At 72.4% G+C, this 18,982-nt stretch carries 13 protein-coding genes and 2 pseudogenes; all 15 read right to left on the bottom strand.

All coding sequences use genetic code 11. The features are described from left to right. Positions 1-23 precede the first annotated feature (23 nt). The gene (gene cobA, locus VGS97_RS04735) at positions 24-1,295 is read right to left on the bottom strand and encodes a uroporphyrinogen-III C-methyltransferase (protein ID WP_326851951.1); all 1,272 of its coding nucleotides are present in this window, start codon (positions 1,293-1,295) and stop codon (positions 24-26) included. Further along, positions 1,292-5,683, bottom strand: coding sequence for a nicotinate-nucleotide--dimethylbenzimidazole phosphoribosyltransferase (cobT, locus tag VGS97_RS04730; RefSeq protein WP_326851950.1), 4,392 nt, complete (start codon positions 5,681-5,683; stop codon positions 1,292-1,294). The genes cobA and cobT overlap by 4 nt, the downstream gene beginning before the upstream one ends. 334 nt (positions 5,684-6,017) lie before the next feature. Next, the gene (gene cbiE, locus VGS97_RS04725; RefSeq protein WP_326851949.1) at positions 6,018-7,319 is read right to left on the bottom strand and encodes a precorrin-6y C5,15-methyltransferase (decarboxylating) subunit CbiE; all 1,302 of its coding nucleotides are present in this window, start codon (positions 7,317-7,319) and stop codon (positions 6,018-6,020) included. 25 nt (positions 7,320-7,344) lie between these two features. Next, positions 7,345-8,289, bottom strand: a complete 945-nt coding sequence (locus VGS97_RS04720; protein ID WP_326851948.1) for a sirohydrochlorin chelatase — start codon at positions 8,287-8,289, stop codon at positions 7,345-7,347. After that, positions 8,286-8,984, bottom strand: coding sequence for a precorrin-8X methylmutase (locus VGS97_RS04715; protein ID WP_326851947.1), 699 nt, complete (start codon positions 8,982-8,984; stop codon positions 8,286-8,288). The genes VGS97_RS04720 and VGS97_RS04715 overlap by 4 nt, the downstream gene beginning before the upstream one ends. Next, positions 8,981-9,166, bottom strand: a pseudogene (locus VGS97_RS29410) (indolepyruvate ferredoxin oxidoreductase subunit alpha); the annotation flags it as partial. The gene VGS97_RS04715 and the pseudogene VGS97_RS29410, both read right to left, overlap by 4 nt. 83 nt (positions 9,167-9,249) lie before the next feature. Next, positions 9,250-11,031 carry a precorrin-3B C(17)-methyltransferase gene (gene cobJ, locus VGS97_RS04710; protein WP_326851946.1) on the bottom strand — a complete coding sequence of 594 codons (1,782 nt, stop codon included), beginning with the start codon at positions 11,029-11,031 and terminating at the stop codon, positions 9,250-9,252. A 50-nt stretch (positions 11,032-11,081) separates the two neighbouring features. Further along, entirely contained in the window at positions 11,082-12,515 is a 1,434-nt protein-coding gene (gene cbiE, locus VGS97_RS04705) for a precorrin-6y C5,15-methyltransferase (decarboxylating) subunit CbiE (RefSeq protein WP_326851945.1), read from the bottom strand. Between the two features lie 8 nt (positions 12,516-12,523). Continuing rightward, positions 12,524-13,792, bottom strand: a complete 1,269-nt coding sequence (locus VGS97_RS04700) for a cobalt-precorrin-5B (C(1))-methyltransferase (RefSeq protein WP_349261982.1) — start codon at positions 13,790-13,792, stop codon at positions 12,524-12,526. Positions 13,793-13,837: 45 nt separating this feature from the next. Further along, a complete protein-coding gene (gene cobM, locus VGS97_RS04695; RefSeq protein ID WP_326851943.1) occupies positions 13,838-14,689 on the bottom strand; it encodes a precorrin-4 C(11)-methyltransferase in 852 nt (283 codons plus the stop codon). Positions 14,690-14,715: 26 nt separating this feature from the next. Then, entirely contained in the window at positions 14,716-15,453 is a 738-nt protein-coding gene (cobI, locus tag VGS97_RS04690) for a precorrin-2 C(20)-methyltransferase (protein WP_349261981.1), read from the bottom strand. Positions 15,454-15,563: 110 nt separating this feature from the next. Then, the gene (locus VGS97_RS04685) at positions 15,564-16,982 is read right to left on the bottom strand and encodes a cobyrinate a,c-diamide synthase (RefSeq protein ID WP_326851941.1); all 1,419 of its coding nucleotides are present in this window, start codon (positions 16,980-16,982) and stop codon (positions 15,564-15,566) included. Further along, on the bottom strand, positions 16,979-17,635 hold the full coding sequence (gene cobO, locus VGS97_RS04680) for a cob(I)yrinic acid a,c-diamide adenosyltransferase (protein ID WP_326851940.1): 657 nt from the start codon (positions 17,633-17,635) through the stop codon (positions 16,979-16,981). The genes VGS97_RS04685 and cobO overlap by 4 nt, the downstream gene beginning before the upstream one ends. A 2-nt stretch (positions 17,636-17,637) precedes the next feature. Continuing rightward, the gene (locus VGS97_RS04675) at positions 17,638-18,351 is read right to left on the bottom strand and encodes a VWA domain-containing protein (RefSeq protein ID WP_326851939.1); all 714 of its coding nucleotides are present in this window, start codon (positions 18,349-18,351) and stop codon (positions 17,638-17,640) included. 513 nt (positions 18,352-18,864) lie between these two features. Next, positions 18,865-18,982, bottom strand: a pseudogene (locus tag VGS97_RS29405) (hypothetical protein); the annotation flags it as partial.

Genomic DNA, 18,982 nt, shown 5'->3' with positions numbered 1-18,982 from the left:
GTTTAGTTTTCAGTGTTCAGTGTTCAGTTCTCCAGGCGGCGGGCGAGCTCGACGGCCGGGCCGAGGATCACGATCGCCGGCGGGCGCACCCCGGCGGCGGCCAGGTCCGCCGCGGCGTGCGCCAGCGTGGTGTACACGGCGCGCTGGCCGGGAGTGGAGCCGTCCTGTACTGCGGCGACTGCGGTCGCGGGGTCCTTGCCGTGCCCGATCAGCGTTTTCGCGATCGCGCCGACGCGCTCGACCGCCATCATCAGCACCAGCGTGCCGCGCATCCGGGCGAGGGCTTCCCAGTCGACCAGCGACTCGGGGTGCTCGGGCGCCAGATGCCCGGAGACGATCGTGAACTCGTGCGCCAGCGCGCGGTGCGTCACCGGCACCCCGGCCAGTGCCGGGACCGCGATCGCACTGGTGACCCCGGGCACCACGGTCACCGCGATGCCCTCCTGCGTGCACGCGAGCAGCTCCTCGTAGCCGCGGCCGAACACGTACGGGTCCCCGCCCTTGAGCCGCACCACGAAACTGCCGGCCTTGGCGCGCTCCACCAGGATCCGGTTGATCTCCTGCTGCGCCATCGCCCGCCCGTACGGGATCTTCGCGGCGTCGATCAGCTCCACGTCCGCCGCCAGCTCGTCCAGCAGAGCCCGCGGCGCGAGCCGGTCCGCGACCACCACGTCGGCCTCCGCGAGCAACCGCCGGCCGCGCACCGTGATCAGGTCCGGGTCGCCGGGCCCGCCGCCGACCAGCGCGACCCCGGCCGGGCGCTCACGGAACCGCGGCGCGTTCAGCGTGCCCTCGCGCAGTCCCTCGACGACGGCGTCGCGCACCCGCTGCGAACGGCGCGGATCACCGCCCTGCATCACTCCGGGGCTCAGGACCGCGACCTCGATGCCGGCGTGCCGACCGACCGCCGGGGTCCACGCGGTCGAGGACGCGGCGTCGTCCGCGCGCGAGCAGAACACCCGCGCGGCCTCGGCCTCGGCGGCCACGGCCGCGTTGACCGCGGGGTCGTCGGTGGCGGCCACCGCGTACCAGGCGCCGGCCACGTCCCCAGCCCGGTAGGGGCGCCGGTGCCAGGTGATGCGCTGCTCGTCGGCTGCCAGCGCGTCCAGCGCCGGGGTGGCCTGCGGGCAGATCAGGTCGATCACGGCGCCGGCGTCCAGGAGCCCCGCGACCCGGCGGGCGGCGACCGGGCCGCCGCCGACCACGACGACCTTCCGGCCGCTCAGGCGCAGCCCGGCTATGTACAGGTCCGGGAACGCGCCCGGCGCGCTCGCGCCGCCGGGCGGGCCGCTCACGCCCTCTCCCGTTCGGTGGGCGGCGCGACGGCCGCGCTGGAGGCGTCGGACACCCCGGCGTCGTCGAACGTGGCGACCTCCCGCAGCGCCCGCACTGCGGCGCCGACCAGCGGCAGCGCGAGCGCGGCGCCGGAGCCCTCGCCCAGGCGCAGCTCCAGGTCGATCAGCGGGGTGATGCCGAGGGCTTCGAGAGCGAGCGCGTGCCCGGGTTCGGCGGAGCGGTGCCCCGCCACGCACGCCGCGGTCACCTCGGGACTGAGCGCCTGGGCGACCAGCGCGGCGGCACCGGCGATCACCCCGTCGAGCACCACCGGGACGCGCAGCGCGGCGGCCCCGAGGATGAACCCGGCCAGCGCCGCGTGCTCCAACCCGCCGAACGCGCACAGCACCCCGACCGGGTCCTGCGGGTCGGGCCGGTGCAGTTCGAGCGCGGCGCCGACCACCTCGACCTTGTGCGCGTAGGTCTGCTCGTCGATGCCGGTGCCGTACCCGGTGACCTGCGCCGGGGACGCTCCGGTGAACGCGGCGATCAGCGCCGCGGACGCGGTGGTGTTCGCGATGCCCATGTCGCCGGTCAGCAGGCACCGGTTGCCGGCGGCGACCAGGTCGCGCGCGGTCTCGATGCCGGCTTCGAGCGCGGCCACCGTCTCCTCACGGGTCAGCGCCGGGCCCTGGGTCATGTCCGCGGTGCCGTAGCGGATCTTGCGCGGGATCAGCCCGCTGTGCGCGGCCAGGTCCGCGGCCACGCCCACGTCCACCACGCACACCTCGGCGCCGACCTGCTTGGCGAACGCGTTGACGACCGCGCCGCCGGCCAGGAAGTTCGCCACCATCTGCGCGGTGACCTCCTGCGGCCACGGGGTCACGCCCTGCGCGTGCACGCCGTGATCGGCGGCGAACACGGCGAGGGCGGCCGGTTCGGGCAGCGGCGGCGGGCACACCCCGGCCAGGCCGGCCAGTTGCTCGGTGAGCGCTTCGAGCGCGCCGAGCGAACCGGGGGGCTTGGTCATCCGGGCCTGCCGGTCGCGCGCCTCGGCCAGCGCCTGCGGGTCCAGGCCGCGGATGGCGTCGACGGTCTCGCTCAGCAGCGAGATCGGCTGCGCGCCGGGCAGCGCACGGTGCCCGAAGCGCTCCTCGTGCACGGCCCACGCCAGGGGGCGCCGCTGCGCCCATCCGGCGCCGGCCAGCTCCGGCTCGGCGGGGAACGCCTTGACGTACCCGACGCACAGATACGCGACGACCTGTAGGTGGTCGGGCAGGTCGAGCACAGCGGCCAGTTCGCGTTCATCGAAGAACGACACCCAGCCGACGCCCAAGCCCTCGGCGCGAGAGGCCAGCCACAGGTTCTCCACCGCCAGGCACGAGGAGAACGGAGCCATCATCGGCTGCGTGTAGCGGCCGAGGGTGTGCCGCCCGCCTCGGGTCGGGTCGCAGGTCACGACGATATTGACCGGGGTGTCGAGGATCGCCTCGACCTTGAGGGCCGCGAACGCGCGGGCGCGCGCCTTGGGCAACGACGCGGCATACGCGCGGCGCTGACGCACAGCCAGCTCGTGCACACGCTGGCGCATCGCGTGGTCGCGGATGACCAGGAAGTCCCACGGCTGGGAGAGCCCGACCGAGGGTGCGGTGTGCGCGGCTTCGAGGATGCGGGTGAGCACCTCGGTGGGTACCTCGTCGGGCAGGAAGTCGTTGCGCACGTCCCGCCGCTCGTGGATGACCCGGTAGACCGCTGCGAGGGCCTCCTCGTCGTACGCTGCCGCGCGTGGCAGCCCGTCGGGGCCGACGGGCTGGATCTGGTCGTCGTCCGGTTCCTCGCCCTGAGCCTGGCGAGGAGCAGGGCTGTCTTGGTCGTCCTGGTGCTGCTGTTGTGGCGGCGTCGGCTGTTGTGGCTGTGGCTGAGGCGCGGGCGGTGTGGCTGTGGCTGCGGTGTTGGCGACGGCAGTGTTGGCGGCGGGCTGCTGCGGGGCCGGGGCGGGCGCGGCTTGCTGCGCGTACGAGCGGGGGTCGGGTTCGGCGTCAACGGCGGTCTGCGCCGTTGCTGGCGCTGGGGCGGCCGATGGCGCGGGAACCGGTGCGGGTGCGCTGGCAGTGGCAGTGGGCGCGAAGGCGGGGGCGGGCGCGGCTACGGAAGCCGACACCGATGCCGGGGCGGCCTGCGCCGGTGCCTGGATCGTTGTCGGGGTTGTTGCTGCGGCTGGAGCCTGCGCGCTTGGGGACTGCGCGATGCGGGCAGCGGGTGCGGCGGTCGCGGTGGGCGCTGCGACAGACGCGGCAGCAGCAGCGGCGGGCTCGGGCATGCGGCGGCGCGTGCCTCGCGGCGCGGGCACGGTCGCCGCGTTCCCGGATTCCGGTGCGGGGGATGGTGCATGCGTCTGCTGCGCGGCCTGCTGGCTCTGCGTCTGCGTTTGGACCGGCGCCTGTGGCGCGGCTGGCGTGGGAGCGGGCTCGTGCTCTGCGGCGGGAGGGTGTTCCGGCTGCTGCGCCGACACCTGCTGGGCAGGCTGAACCTGCTGCTGCCGTGGCGCGGCCGGGGGCTGGTGCGGGTGGACGGACGCTTGCAGCATGTCCGCGTCCATGTCGGAAATCCGCATGGTGTGTTCGTCGTCCGGCTGCGGCGCGGTGACAGGGGCAGCGGCGGGGGCCTGCGCTGGCTCGGCGACGACTGGCGGCACGGCGGCCGCCTGCCACGGCACGATCATTTCGTCGCCCTCGTCGGCGTCCCCGTGCGGCTCGACGAGCGTGTTGAAGGACCCCGATCGGCTCAGCCGCCGCTCGGGCGCGGCGGGCGCGGCCTGCGCCGGAGCCGGGCTCTGGACCGCGGCCTGCTGCTCAGGTGCGGCGGCACGCGGCGCGGGCACGCTCGGCGCGACCGAGCGCATCCGCTCGCTGGTCAGGTCGGCGGCGGGGTTCTGGAGTGCTGGGCCGTGCACGTGCTGGCTCTGTCCTGAGGGCTGTGGAGCGGATGGGTGCGGTGCGACGGCCTGCGGTTGTTGCTGCTGCTGTTGCTGTGGGGCGCGCCGCGGCGGGGTCAGCGTCTCGCGGGCCGTGGCCTGCGCCTGGCGTTCCGCGCGCGGCGGGCGCACCGGCAGCGGCGACGGGCCGGGCGGCGGTTCGTCGGGCAGCGCCGGACGCGGCGGCAGCGGCGCGGCGCCGTAGCCGGGCTCCGCGCCGCGCGGCTGCTCTTCGCGTAATGCGCCCACTGGGTTGCTGCCGCCGGCGTTCGCGACACGCTGCTCTGCGGATGCGGCCACGCCCCCCGGCGCTGGCTGCGCGGCCCGTGCGCCGACGGCCTGCGGGGAAGGCACTCGCGGAATAGCCGAGACCGACGCAGGGGGCTGTGACACACCGGAACCGGACAGGCCCGCGCCGGGCTCGACGCCGCGGGCACCGGCGCTGACCGGCCCTGCGGCGCCCGGCCCGGACACGGACTGCTGCTGTGCCTGGACCTGCTGCGACTGGTGCGGCCCTGCCGGATGCTGCGCTGCGGCCGGGTGTGTCGGCTGCTGCCGAGGTTGCTGTGGCTGCTGCTGTGGCTGTGCCTGTTGTGCGGCGGGGGCTGGCGCGGCGGTCCACGTCCCGCTGCCGGACATCGACGGGCGCTGTGCCGCCCCCGCCGCCTGCGGCTGCACGCCGTTGGCCATGCCCATCGCAGGACCCGCAGGGCCCTGATGGGGGCTGGGCCCGGGTACCGGCCCGCGGCCGTTGATCCCGCCGGCTGCGCCCATCGCCTGGCCTTGGGGTGGCGCGGTGGGGCGCAGAGTCGGCTCGTCGAACAGCGGGCCTGGACGGAACTCAGCGGTCTGCTCGTCGTACCCCGGGTGCGCCGTGTGGGTCGGGTACTGGCCGCTCTGGTACGGCAGTTGCTGCTCGTACGCCGGCCCCGGCCCGTACCCCGCGCCCGGTGCTCCCGCGGCCGGATGCTCGTAGCCGCCGGGCTGCGGCTGCTGTTGCTCGGCGTACCGCGCCTGCTGGGTGAATCCGGAGTCGAACGGTGCCGCGTCGTAACGCTGCTGCGGCACCTGGGATTGCGTCGGCCGCGGCCCGTAACCGTTGGCGCTGGCGTACCCGTCCGTACCGTAGCCCTCCGGGTAACCCGGCAGGCCGGGCGCTTGGTGCGGCGCCGCCGGGCCTTGTGCCGCGTCCGGGAAGCCGCGGCGGTCGCCGCCGAACATCGCCTCCGCGTACGGCACCGAACCGGGCGACAGCCACGGTGCGCCATTCACCGCGCCCACGGCAGCACCCTGATCCGGTTCGCCCGGCACGTGCACCCGCGGCCCCGTTGGAGGCGCGTTGCGGCCGGGCCCGCCGGGACCGGCGTCGGCCGCGGCACGCTCGGTGTCACCTGTGCCGTAGCCGCCGGTGCCAAACTCCTCGGTGCCGCTCATCGTGCCTCCTCGTTGCCTGTCACCCTCGCCGCCGGCGCCACGCGCGCGCACCGCCCCCACGCCGGGTCCGGCCCAGCGCCGGGCTCGAACGCGCCGCCCCCGGCAGCCGGCGAGGCGATCACGTACCCTACCGGGATTCGCCGGCGCCCGGGAAAGCGCGAAGGCCGCCGACCGCGTCCGCGAGCAAGTATTGGCCACGGTACGCCGCCCCGGGAACCGCCGGACGGGCCGAGTGAGTGACGCCATCCACTCGTAAGACTGACGCGCACACCCGCCCCGAGCGTTGCCCTCCGAGACCGCTCCGACGCCGAGGCGACGCCTCGGCGACACCCGGTCACAGCCGCTCGCCCCAGAGCACGAACTCCGGATTGACCGCCGCGAACCGGTGCGCGTCCCCCGGCAGCGCAGCCAGCCGTGAGGACTGCAACAACACCCCGTCCACCTTGCGCCCGGACACCTTCAAAGCCTGCTTCGCCTCCGCCAGCCGGTCGATCGCCGAGAGCGTGACCACCACGATCCGCGGATCGCGGTTGATCGCCGCCCGGATCACCTCGACCCCGCCGCCGCCGACCATCACCGAGTCCGGCTGCGGCAGGTCCAGCAGCGCCGCCGGCGCCTGCCCGCGCACCACCCGCAGCTGCACGCCGTGCATCGTCGCGTTCAGGTCGATCCGCTCGCACGAGTCCGCGTCCCGCTCGATCGCGATCACCGCCGCACCCAGCCTGGCGCACTCGATGCCCACCGACCCGGAGCCCGCTCCCACGTCCCACACCAGCTGCCCCGGCCGCGGCGCCAGCCGCGCCAACGCCAGCGCACGCACCTCGGACGTGGTGATCCGCGCGGAGCGGTGCACGAACGCGTTCTCCGCCAGCGCCCACCCGCCCGGCGGCCCGCCCCACCCGGCCAGCAGCGGCGGCCGCGGCGGCGCCGCGCGATCCTCGTCGATACACAGCACCACGCTCGGCTCCCCCCAGTGGTGCCGCTCGGCCGCCTCCTGCAAGCTGAGCCACTCCACCGACTCCTCCACCTCGCCGAGGCGCTGCGCGACTACCAGCGTGCGCTCCAGCGGATGCTTGTCCGCGCCCAGCAGCTCCACCGCGAGCTCCCGCGGCCCCGCGCCCGGCCCGGTGAACACCGCCACCTTCGGATGCGCCCGGCACAGGTTCGCCGCCGTGCGCAGTGTCGAGACCGGCCGGCCCGCCACCGGGTCGTACACCGAACGGCCGGACGGCGCGCGCTCCCCCGGGTCCACCCCGTCGGAGGCCGCGTCCACCGCGACCACCAGCGCGTCCTCCCACGCCATGCCGATCCGGCCGAACGCCGCCGCCATCGAGGAGATCGCGGGCAGCGTACGCACCCTGATCTCCTGGTCGCGCAGCGCCCGCACCACCCCGAAGAATCCCGGGTCGCCGGAGGCCACCACCACCGCGGACCCGTCGTGCAGCGCCAGGTGCGTCAACGCCGAGCCGAGGCCGCCCATGTAGATCCGCCGCGCCGTCTCCGGGATCGGCAGTGCGTCCAGGTGCCGGATGTTGCCGATCACCAGGGTGGCCTCCGCCAGCGCCCGCCGCGCCTGTGGCGACGGGGGCGAACCGTCGAACCCGAGGACGGTCACCCGAGGCTTGCGCCGGCTCATCTCCTGCGATCCCATGGCGATCCGATCATCGCACGGATGGTGTCTCCGTGTGACGCGGAACCACCGAATCATGACTCTGATGCGCGTGGGAGTGGCCGTGCGGGTGCGCCGGGTCGTCCGGATGGTCGTGCGGATGCTGCGCCGCGCCGACCCGGTGCTCGAATCCCGGCAGCGCGATCCGGTACACGCACGCGTCACAGTTCGCCGCGACCGGCCCGCGCACCGCCTCGGCGTACCGGTCCAGCACCAGGTCGGCCAGCGCGTCACAGTCCCCGATCACCTCCGCGACGCTCACCTCCAGCCCCGACCCGGCCGCCGCCTGCGCGCTCTGTGCCACGATCCGCCCCGGCAGCACCCCGGTGAACAGGAAGTACGGCAGAACCGTCACACGCCGCGCACCGAGCCGCCGCAGCCGCTCCAGGCCCTGCCCGACCGACGGCCACGCCAGCGACACGAACGCCGGTTCGACGAATTCCACCCCCAGCTGGCGTGTCGTCTCCCACAGCAGCCGCGCCGCCCGATACAGGTCCGCGTTCGCATCCGGATCGGTCGTGCCCCGGCCCACCAGCAGGACGCCGTCCGGCTGTGGCTGCCCGCTCGCCGCCAGCCGCTCGCGCAACAGCCCCACGACCACCGGATGCACACCCAACGGCCGCGCGTACCGGGTACGCAGCCCCGGATGACGCGCCCGCTCACGCGCCAACGACGCCGGAATGTCGCCCTTCGCGTGCCCTGCGGCCAATAGGATCAGCGGCACCGCGACCACGTCTCGCCACCCCTGCGCCACCAGCGCCGCCACGGCATCGCGCACCGGCGGCGCGGACAACTCGATGACCCCCCCGCCGACGTCGTCCACAGCCAGCTCCGGCCGCGCCGCGGCACGCGCACCGACACGCTCGGTGAAAGCCCGGAACTGCGCCGCACCCTCCAGATCGCGCGTACCGTGCCCGACGATCAACAACGCGGTCACCGCTGACCCACCTTCGTCTCGTTCGCCGACGCCGAAAGCGGCGCTGCCGCACCGAACTCACCAATCCCGCCGACCGCGTCGGCCTCGAAGTACAGCAGGGCGTTGAAAGCCGCGGCGGCCACCGCCGAGCCGCCCTTGCCGCCCCGATTCGAGATCGCTCGCGACGAGAGCCCCGCGTGCGCACGCAGCGCCGCCTTGGACTCGACCGCGCCGACGAACCCCACCGGCAACCCGATCACCAGCAGCGGCCGATACTCCCCGGCGCGCTCGACCAGCTCGAACAACGCGGTCGGCGCACACCCGACGACGTACACCGCCCCGGGCCCGGCCTCCCGCGCGGCCAACCGCATCGCAGCCGCCGACCGCGTGACACCCGCTGCCGAAGCCAACTGCGCAGCGGCCGGATCCGTGATGCGGCACACCGCCCGCCGCCGCGTGATCCCGGCAGCGACCATCGCCACATCCGCGACGATCGCAGCACCACCGCGCACCGCGTCCACCGCCTCGGCCAGCACCGCCTCCTCCGGCAGCACCAGATCCTCTGCATAGTCGAGATCGGCGCTGGCGTGCACCACACGCTCCAGCACCGCGCGCGCCAACGGCGGCCACGCATCCGCCGCCGGGTAACGCGCCGTCAGCTGCGCCCGCAGAATCGCGTACGACTCCTGCTCGATCACGTGCACGTCCCTCGTCACGGCCCGCCTCCGGTCACCCTGCACCCGACGAGCTCGATCGCGTCCACCGGGCACACCTCAACGCACTCACCACAGCCACTGCACCGATCCCCGCGCACCAGCAACTCGCCGCCGCGCGGCAGGATCGCGTGCTCGGGACACGTCAGCAGGCACGCGCCGCAACCCTGACACGCGCCGACGACCGCAACGAACTGTAGGCTCGACTCACGCTCAAGAGCCGCAAGCGCCCTGAGCGCCCTACGCCCGGGCATCGAACTCACCGCGCTCACTGCGCCCACGCGTACCCCCGAGGCGTGACGAACCGGCCGCCGACGATCCGCGACTGCGAACAGCCGACCGTGACCACCGTGTACATGTCGACCATTGCGGGATCGAACTCACCCAACGTCGCCAAGCCTCGGCTCTCGTCGCCGCGCGATGCGTTACGCACCCAACCGACCGGTGTCCCCGCAGGCCGATGCGCGGCGAGGATGCCCAGCGCCTTACCCAACTGCCAGTCCCGCTGCCGCGACCGCGGATTGTAAAAGGACACGACGAAGTCGCCCTCCGCCGCAGCCCGCACCCGCCGCTCGATCGCCTCCCACGGCGTGTGCAGATCCGACAGCGAGATCGAACAGTGATCGTGCCCCAGAGGCGCCCCGAGTACGTTCGACGCCGCACCGGCCGCCGTGATCCCCGGAACGCACACCACATCGATGTCGTCGGCGTCGGCGTAATCGAGCGCCGGCGACGCCATCGCGTAGATCCCCGCGTCTCCAGAGCCGATCAGCGCCACAGCCCGACCCGTGCGGGCCAGATCGACAGCGCTGCGGGCACGTTCCTCCTCCGCGCCCAAACCGGTGATCCGCACCTCGGTACCCGGCCGCAGCAGATCCCTGACCTGCTCCACATACTGGTCCAGCCCCACCACGACACTGGCGCGCCGCAACTGCGCGACCGCGCGCGGCGCGATCAGATCCCGAGCCCCGGGACCGAGTCCGATCACCGCGAGCCGACCGCGCGGGCGCAGCCGTGCCACCGCGACAGTGACTGTAGACACCGGTACCGCCGCCGACACCGCCGACTTCGTCTTCTCCACAACCAGATCTGCGAGTGGCCGCCCGGCCCCGTCGTAACGTGCCGCCGCCTCGGCCACGGACGGCGTCCCCGTCGAGGCGGCCACCATCGGCGACGGATTGGGCACCTCGACCGACGCGAGCGCCGCCGCCGGATGGAACACCACCGGCCAGCCGCGCATCGCCGCAGCCTGCACCAAACCCGGCTCGTCAGCCTTCAGATCGACCGACGCGAGCCGCACCACCGACTCCGCCGCGAGCCCCCCGGCAGCCAGCGCAGCATCGATCGTCGCCAAGACCTCCTGCGCGCTGACCCCGCGCGACGCCCCCACGCCGACGACGAGCGACGGGGGACGGTAGACCAGCGTCGGCTGGCTCGTCGCCGGTAGCGAGAGCTGATCGGAGATCAGAAGGTCGGCGTCAGCATCGCCGTTGGCGCCAGCGTCCGAAGCGTCCGAACCGTCGTCAACCAAGGTCGCATTCGGTGGCAGCGCCGGAAGCGGCCAGCGTTGCGCGCCACGCACGCTCACCGGCTCACCCGACAGAATTCGCGCGCCGAACAGCGGCAGAAAGCGCGGATCGGCCAGCGTGAACCCCAGTTCAGCACCGAAAGAGTCAAGCGCCGTCGCACCGGCCGCCTCGGACGCGGTCGTCACCACCGGCGTACAGCCGAGCACTCCCGCAACCCGATGCGCCAGTTCGTTCGCGCCGTGATGACCACCGAGCACAGCGACAGCGAAACGCCGCGCCTCATCGACGCACACCACCGCCGGATCCGTCGTCTTGTGCCGCAGCAGCGGCGCCAACACACGCACCGTCGCGCCCACAGCCAGAAACGAAACCACCGCCGGGCACTCGGCGAATGCGGCACGTAACGCGTCGGCGGCGGATTCACCCTCGTGTCCGTAAAGCCGGACCTCATCGCCCCACGCCGTAGCAAGTGAGGACGCAGCCGCACGCCCAGACGCGGTAACGGAGACCAATGCGATCACACGGCCTTCCGCATGATGGTCCGTACGGTCATCGTTCGCGCTGTCTGCGTTCACGTGGTACTCCCCCAGATCAGGTACACAGGATTGAGCGCGGCGAAGCGATGCGTCCCGTCCGGTAACGCCGCCAACCGCGAGAACTGAGTCAGCACCCCGCCGACCTCGCGGCCGTCGGCCTCCAGCGACCGCACGACCTCGCCGACGCGCTCCACACTCGCGAGTGCCACGACAACACGAGCGGGTCCGTGCTCAAGCGCCCCGCGCACGACATCCAAGCCGCCGCCGCCCACGAAAACCGCGTCGGGCCGCGGCAGCTCCGCCAGCACGCCAGGCGCCCGGCCCCGCACGACCGCGACTTCGACCCCGTGCGCCGCAGCGTTCGCGGCGATCCGCCGGCACGATTCCGTATCCTGCTCGACGGCGATCACCGCGGCACCGAAACGAGCGCACTCGATCCCGACCGACCCGGACCCCGCGCCCAGATCCCAGACCAGATCGCCGACAGACGGCGCGAGCCGAGCCACGATCTGCGCCCGCACCTCGGCCTTCGTGATCTGTCCGTCGCGGTGTTCGAACGCCGACTCGCCCAGCGCCCACTCCCCGCCCCGACCGGTCCACCCAGCCAGCCAACGCTTCGACGACGCCCCCCGCCGCGACTCCCCCAGCCCCAGCGACCGAGGCAGCAACCGGGGATCCAGACACAACACGACGTTCGGCGAAGCGAACCCGTCACGGCCGTCATCGTGACGTGCCGCTGCCTGTTCGAGCGTCAGGATCTCAACACGTTCTTGATCATCGAAGGTTTGTGCCTCGTCGATGCGGTTTTGGGTTGTTTCGCTGAATATTTTAGTCTTGTTGGGCCTGTTAATAATTGGAGAGTGTTCACCAAGGCGCTGGGCAACGATCAATACCCGATCGGGTGCAGCACCACCGATGAGCAGTTCCCGCGCCAGCTGTGCGGCGCCCGCGCCGGGACCGGTGAGCAGCGCAACCTTCGGGTGCGCGCGACAGACGTTGGCAGCGTGGCGAAGGTCCCGTCCGTGGCCATCGCCGTGCGCGCTGACGACGAGCGCGTCGTCCCACGGAATCCCGGCCCGTGCGAACGCCGCAGCGATCGACGAGACCGCCGGAATCACCGCCACGGGTTCGAGCCCCGCATCCCGCAGGGCGCGCAGCACGCCGAAGAACCCTGGATCGCCGGACGCGAGCACCGTGGCGGGTCCGTTGTGCGCGGCCAGCGCGTCAATCGCTGGTGCGAGCGGGCCGAGCGTGATCGTGGCGGGAGCGGCGTCGACCGACGTGCGACCAGCCCCGACCCCGGCCGCCTGCACGTCGCTGCCGTGATCGGCATCGCCGTCACGGGCTCCACGCAATCCGAGCGCATCCAGATGCCGTGCGCCTCCGACGACGAGCGTCGCCTCGTCGAGCGCTGCGCGTGCGGCTGGAGACAGCGGAGCGCCATCGCAACCGACGACGGTGATACTCACGCGAGTGTTCACGACGTGGCCCACGTTGTACTCGCCGCGACGACATGCGTCCCGGTAAAGTCCACGAGCGCGACGCGTGCACTGATCTGCCGCTGTGCGAAGCGCTCCAAGACGTCGGCCACTTGATCGCACAGTGCCTTGCCACACGCACCAAGCACACCGGCCTCGTGCCAGACCTCGTAGGCGTGGCGCGCGGTATTGGCGGCACGCACGCGTTCAGCCAGCGCGTCATCACCGATGGCTCGGCGTGTGATGTCGGCGAGCACGTCGGTATCCACCGCAGAGCGCGTGTAATGCGTCATCAGGACGCCCCCCGCGAGCTTGGTGAGCTTGCCGATCATGCCGACGAATGCGACGTCGCGCACGCCATGCTCAATGGCCTTACGCAGCGCTGCCCCAGTGAAGTCGCCGACCTCGACGAAGCACATCTCGGGTAAGTCAGGCAGCAATGCCATCGCACCCTTCTCGGTGCGCCCACCGGTGCAGAGCACCAGCGGAGGCAATGGCAGCGGCATGCCACTGCCAGCGGCTTGAGCGCCGAGCACTGCGACCGCCTGCTCAACGGACGCGCGCCAGGATGCGGTGGAGAAGGGCCGCACGATACCGGTAGTGCCGAGAATGGAGATCCCGCCGATGATGCCGAGCCGCCGGTTGGTCGTCTTACGCGCCATGATCTCGCCGCCCGGCACGGAGATGACAACACGCAGTGCCTGTACTGCGTCCACCGCGCTTGCTGTGCTCATCACACTTATCGCGCGCGCCTCTTGTTCTCCTACCCCTTCGCTATGCTGTTGTTCTTGACTCTGTTCTTGGTCTGGTTCAACCTCGACAGGCCTGTTAATAACGTTGAGCGCCTCACTCACCGCACGCTCGATCATCGCGCGCGGTACCGGATTGATCGCTGGGCCGCCGACCTCCAGACCCAAGCCCGGCTTCGTCACCACGCCGACGCCCTCGCCGCCTTCGAGTTCGATCCCCGCCGCGCCCTCACGCCATGAGACGGTGGCGGTCAGGTGCGCCCCGTGTGTGACGTCCGGGTCGTCGCCGGCGTCCTTGACGACGACGGCCTGCCAGGTGCCGGGTTTCAGCTCCTCGCAGCGCTGGACAGGGAACGCGACACGCTGGGTCCAGCCACCGTCCTTGCCCGGCAGTGCCACCTCGACTCGTGCGACCGGGGCCCCGGCGATCAGCGCGAGAGTCGCCGCTTTCGCGGCGGCGGCCGAGCACGTCCCGGTGGTCCATCCGGTGCGCAGCGCCTTGCCGCCGCGCGTCTTCATGGTGCGCGGCAGGTCGGGTTCGCGAAGTTCGCCCACTCCAGGACCCTACTTCGGGTCCGACGCGATGGCCTGCCGCGCGGCACCGCGCTGGGCGTCGGCGTCGCGCAGCGCAGCACGCGCGGTCCGATCGGCGCGGCGGTGTCCGTGGAAATGCCCGGGGTGGTACAGGTGCGAACGGGTGCCGTGCGCGCCGAGGGCCGGGCCGACCAGGAAGAGCGTGTGCTTCCAGAGCTTGCGCGCTTTGACCGTCTCTTCGAGCGTGGCCACCGTGCAGTGCGCCAGTTCCTCGTCGGGCCACGTCGCACGGGAGGCGACGATCACGGGCGTGTCCGGCGGGTAGCCCCCGGCGAGCAGCTCCGCAGCCAGCTGTCCGGAGCGCGCGGCGGACAGGAAGACGGCCATGGTCGTGCCGTGCGCGGCAAAAGCGTGGATCGACTCGCCGGGCGGCATCGGAGTCTTGCCGCCCTCCAGCCGGGTGAGGATGACCGACTGCGCAACCTCGGGGATGGTCAGTTCGCGCTGGGCGAGCGCGGCCACGGCGGAGAACGCGGAGACCCCGGGCACGATTTCGACTTCGAGCCCGAGCTCGCGCGCGCGGTCGAGCTGCTCCTGCACGGCTCCCCAGAGCGCCGGGTCGCCGGAGTGCACGCGAGCGACGTGCAGACCTTCTGCCGCTGCGCGCTCGTAGTACGGCAGCACGCCCTCGATCGGCAGCGCGGCGGAGTCGACGATCAGCGCGCCCGGGCGAGCGTGCTCCAGGATCTCCTCCTGGACGAGGCTGGAGGCCCAGATGACGACGTCCGCGGCGCCGAGCGCGCGGGCGCCGCGCAGCGTGATCAGGTCGGCTGCGCCGGGGCCCGCGCCGATGAACGTCACTTTGCCGGTCCCGGCAGTCACAGCATTGATAGTCGTGGCGTTGACAGTCACAGTGCGCCTCCGCGTTGCCCGCGCGGCGGCGGTGCGATCAGGGTCGTGAAGTACGGCGCGGCCGAGCCCGGCGGGTGGCTGGTGAGCGGCCCGATCCACTCGGTGGGCAGACCGAGGTCGGTGCCGAGGACCGCCGTGTCGGCTCGACCGGCGCGTTCTACGGCGTCGACCAGCTCGTCGAGGCGGCGACCGCCCTTGTACACGACCACGGTTCCGGGACCGGACAAAGCAGCGCGGACTGCATCGAGTGCGCGGCGCACGTCCGGAGCGACCGCGGGCAGCAGCGTGAGCGGTTCCCCGCCTTCGGCCAGTGGCAGGACGACGCGCGCGGCGAGGTCCTGCATGGCGGTGATGCCTGGCACCGTCTCCACCGCGACGCGAGGCTCGCGGTCGGCGACGGTGCGCGCGAGGTAGGCGAAGGTGGAGTAGACGTTCGGGTCCCCGAGCGTGGCGAATGCAACACGGCGGGCTCCCGAGGTGAACAATTCCAGCACGATGCGCGCGGCTTCGTCCCAGGCCGTGGTACGCGCCTCAGTGAGCCCGCCGGTGTCATCGAGGGCGAAGAACAAGCGGCGGACCTCCACGCCGACGGCCTCACGCACGACCCTCTCAGCGCGTGACGGCTTGTCCAGCGCAGTCGTCGGTGCAAACACGACGTCAGCTTCGCGCAGGACACGCATAGCCTTGAGGGTCAGCAGCTCGGGATCGCCGGGGCCGACCCCGACGCCGGTCAGTCGCCAGTCGGATGCCGCCGCCTCGGCCGTGGCGGTGGCGGTGGCGATCACGGGATCCGTCGCCGCAGTGTTCGCTGCTGTAGCTGTGGTGTGGGCTACTGCGCGTTCGGCTACCGGGTCCACGCGGCGGCCTCCACGATCCGGCGGGCGATCGACGGCGTACCAGCCCAATGCAGGTGCAGATACGACGCGTGGATACGTCCCTCGGCGTACCCTTCCGCAGCCCCCTCGCCAGGGTGCACGTCGCTGGCCCACAGCCACGCAGCCGATGTGCCGGCGGACGGACGGGCCACCGTGCGGTGGAACTCGTGTCCCGTGATGCGGGTTCCGGCATCGCACAGCACGCTGTTCACGGGTGCGACCGCCTCGCGGTAACCGAGCGTCAGCTGCTTCGTCATCTCGGCCGTAACCGGCAGTAGGCCGCACATCGGTGCACCGTCGAGCGATTCGGCCAGGTAAAGCAAGCCCGCGCACTCGGCGACGATCGCGCCGCCGCCGTGCGCCAGCTGCCGCACCGACTCGCGCAGGGGCCGGTTGGCGGACAACTGCGGCGCGTACACCTCGGGGAAGCCGCCGCCGATAATCAGTGCTCCGGTTCCCTCAGGCAGTTTTTCGTCGTGCAAGGGGTCGAACGGCACGACCTGCGCCCCGGCTGCGGCAAGCAGCTCGGCGTGCTCAGCGTAGGAGAACGTGAACGCCGCGCCTGACGCGATCGCGACCACAGGAACGCGCCCATCGGCAGCGGTGGCGACCGGCTCGCCGATCGCGCTCTGCGGGCTCCAGTCGCTCGGCGCGAGCGGTGTAGCGCCGCGCGCGACGCGTTCGACGGCGTCGAGGTCGATCGACTGCTTAACCAGGTCAGCGAGCGCGTCCACCGAAGCCATGGACTCGGGTGCACGCTCAGCGACCGGGACCAGGCCCAGATGGCGCGACGGCGCGGCAACAGCGTCGCTGCGGTGCAGCGTGCCGAGTACAGACACGCCGATGCCGTCCAGCGCTTCGGTCAGAATCGCGCGGTGCCGCTCGGAGCCGACCCGGTTGAGAATCACTCCGGCGAGGCGCAGCGCTGGGTCGAAGGACCGGAAGCCGTGCACGAGTGCGGCGACGGAGCGGCCCTGCGCGGTGGCGTCGACCACCAGGATCACCGGTGCGCCGAGCAGCCGGGCCACGTGCGCCGTAGAGGCGAACTCGCCTCGGCCGACCGCGCCGTCATACAAGCCCATGACGCCCTCGACGACGGCCAGGTCGGCGCCGCGCGAGCCGTGGGCGAACAGGTCGCGGACCCGCTCCTCGCCGACAAGGAAGGGGTCGAGGTTGCGGCCGGGAGCGTCGGCGGCGAGGGCGTGGTAACCGGGGTCGATGTAGTCCGGCCCGACCTTGAACGGCGCAACGCGTCGCCCAGCGCGGGTGAACGCGGCTATCAGGCCAGTCGCGACGGTCGTCTTGCCATGGCCGGAGGCGGCTGCGGCGATCACGACGCGCGGGATCGCCGCGGCTGATCGCGGCGCGGCGCTGCCCGCGATCGTCACCACTCGATCCCCCGCTGCCCCTTCTGCCCGACGTCCATCGGATGCTTGACCTTTGTCATCTCGGTGACCAGGTCGGCGGCGGCGAGCAGTTCGGGCGCGGCGTCGCGGCCGGTGATGATCACGTGCTGGCTGCCGGGGCGGCCGGCGAGCACCGAGACCACTTCCGCGGCGTCGATCCAGCCCCATTTCATCGGGTAGGTGAACTCGTCGAGCAGATAGAGCCGGTAGGTCTCGGCGGCCAGGTCCTGCTTGATCCGCTCCCAGCCCGCGCGGGCGTTCTCCGCCTGCATCTCAGGATCCGAGTGCAGATCCTGCGCGGCGTCCGATCCCGGGGGCCGACCTGCGTTCCCCCGAAGCCACGACCAGCCCTCCCCCATCTTGTGCCACGCCACCGGCGCGCCCTGGCCGGTCTGCTCGTGCAGCGCGCCGAGGGTTTTGAAGACCGGCTCCTCGCCGATCTTCCACTTCGCCGACTTGACGAACTGGAACACCCCGATCGGCCAGCCGGCGTTCCACGCGCGCAGCGCGAGGCCGAAGGCTGCCGTGGTCTTGCCCTTGCCGTGCCCGGTATGCACGATCAGCAACGGCCGGTTACGCCGTTCACGCGTGGTCAGGCCGTCATCGGGCACGTAGAGCGGCTGTCCTTGGGGCACGGTCAGGCCGCCTTTCGCAGGACGGTTTCCCGCGAGGCGCCGAAGGCACCGTGCGTTTGTCGCACCGGGTCGAGATTCGCGCGAACGGTCGCCGCAAGGTCCGTCATGGGTACGTGCAGCCCGTCGAGCGCTACGGCGAGTTCCGCGGCGAGGCCGAGTCGTATCGGCCCGGCTTCGCAGTCCACCACGATCGACGCGACACCGCTCGCCGCAAAGTGTGCGGCGATCCGGCGCACCTCGGCCTGCGCGCTACGCACGCTCGCTCCACGTACACCGGTCGCACGACCGTCCGTGACGACGACGAGCAGTGGACGCCGACGAGGATCACGCACCCGCTCGCGGCGCAAGACGTCGGCCGCTGCGGTCAGGCCTGCCGCCAACGGCGTCCGGCCCCCGGTGGGCAGCGCACGAAGGCGCGCGGCCGCGGTCTCGACCGAGCCGGTCGGTGGCAACGCCACGTCCGCGCCGTTGCCACGAAACGTGACCATGCCGACTTTGTCGCGGCGCTGATACGCATCGAGCAGCAGCGAGAGCACGGCGCCTTTGACCGCGGTCATGCGTGCACGTGCGGCCATCGAGCCCGAGGCGTCGACGACGAAGAGCACCAGGTTGCCCTCGCGGTCCCGCCGGATCGGCGCGCGCAGATCCGAACCGCGCAACAGCAGCGGACCCGCGACGCGTCCACGCTCGGCCTGATGCGCCGCCGCGGCGCGCACAGTCGCCGGAACATGCAGCGATGCCGCGCCAGAGCCAGGCCGAGGCGGCTCGGCGCCGACGGTGCGCCCGCGCCCGACCGATCGTCCGGCCGACCGACGGCCGGGAACACCCTGGCCAATGCCGGGAACGGCGTACAACTTGGTCCGGTATGGCTCGCCGGCCACGGCCGCCGCCTGCTCGGGCGCGGCCGACCGTGGCTGTGACCCGATTGTCTGCCCTTCCGTCCGCGACTCCTGGCCCGCAGCCATTGATGACCTACCTGGTGACTGACTTGCCGAGTCGACCGACCCAGCATCGCTTCGAACGGAGCCAGGCTTTGAATCGGGGTCGGAGCCAGAGCCGTCGCCGCTACCATCCACATTGTCGGGCCTGTTAATTGAGACACCGCTACCCGGCCCGCCATCGTCCGGATCCATATCAGGAATATCAGAACCCGGATCAGCTTCCCGGCCCTCACCCCGCCCCGGCTCAGCGGGTTGATCCACGTGATCGGCCAGCGCCTCGTCGAGCTTGTCCTCGTCGAGCCCGGGGGCGTCGAACGGGTTGCGTCGCCGCCGGTGCGGCAACGCGAGCCGCGCGGCATCGCGCACCTCGGCGGAGGTCACGGCGGGCAGCCCGCGCCAGGCCGCC

It is taken from the genome of Actinocrinis sp., from assembly GCF_035946395.1.
Lineage (GTDB): Bacteria > Actinomycetota > Actinomycetes > Streptomycetales > Catenulisporaceae > Actinocrinis.
Note: the sequence above shows the minus strand (reverse complement) of the source record. Positions and strands in the feature narration are given on the sequence as shown.

What these genes read in the sequence shown, in the direction of transcription:
- cobT (WP_326851950.1), bottom strand. Translation starts at nt 5,683, where the DNA reads ATGAGCGGCACCGAGGAGTTTGGCACCGGCGGCTACGGCACAGGTGAC.
- cbiE (WP_326851949.1), bottom strand. Translation starts at nt 7,319, where the DNA reads ATGAGCCGGCGCAAGCCTCGGGTGACCGTCCTCGGGTTCGACGGTTCG.
- VGS97_RS04700 (WP_349261982.1), bottom strand. Translation starts at nt 13,792, where the DNA reads ATGAAGACGCGCGGCGGCAAGGCGCTGCGCACCGGATGGACCACCGGG.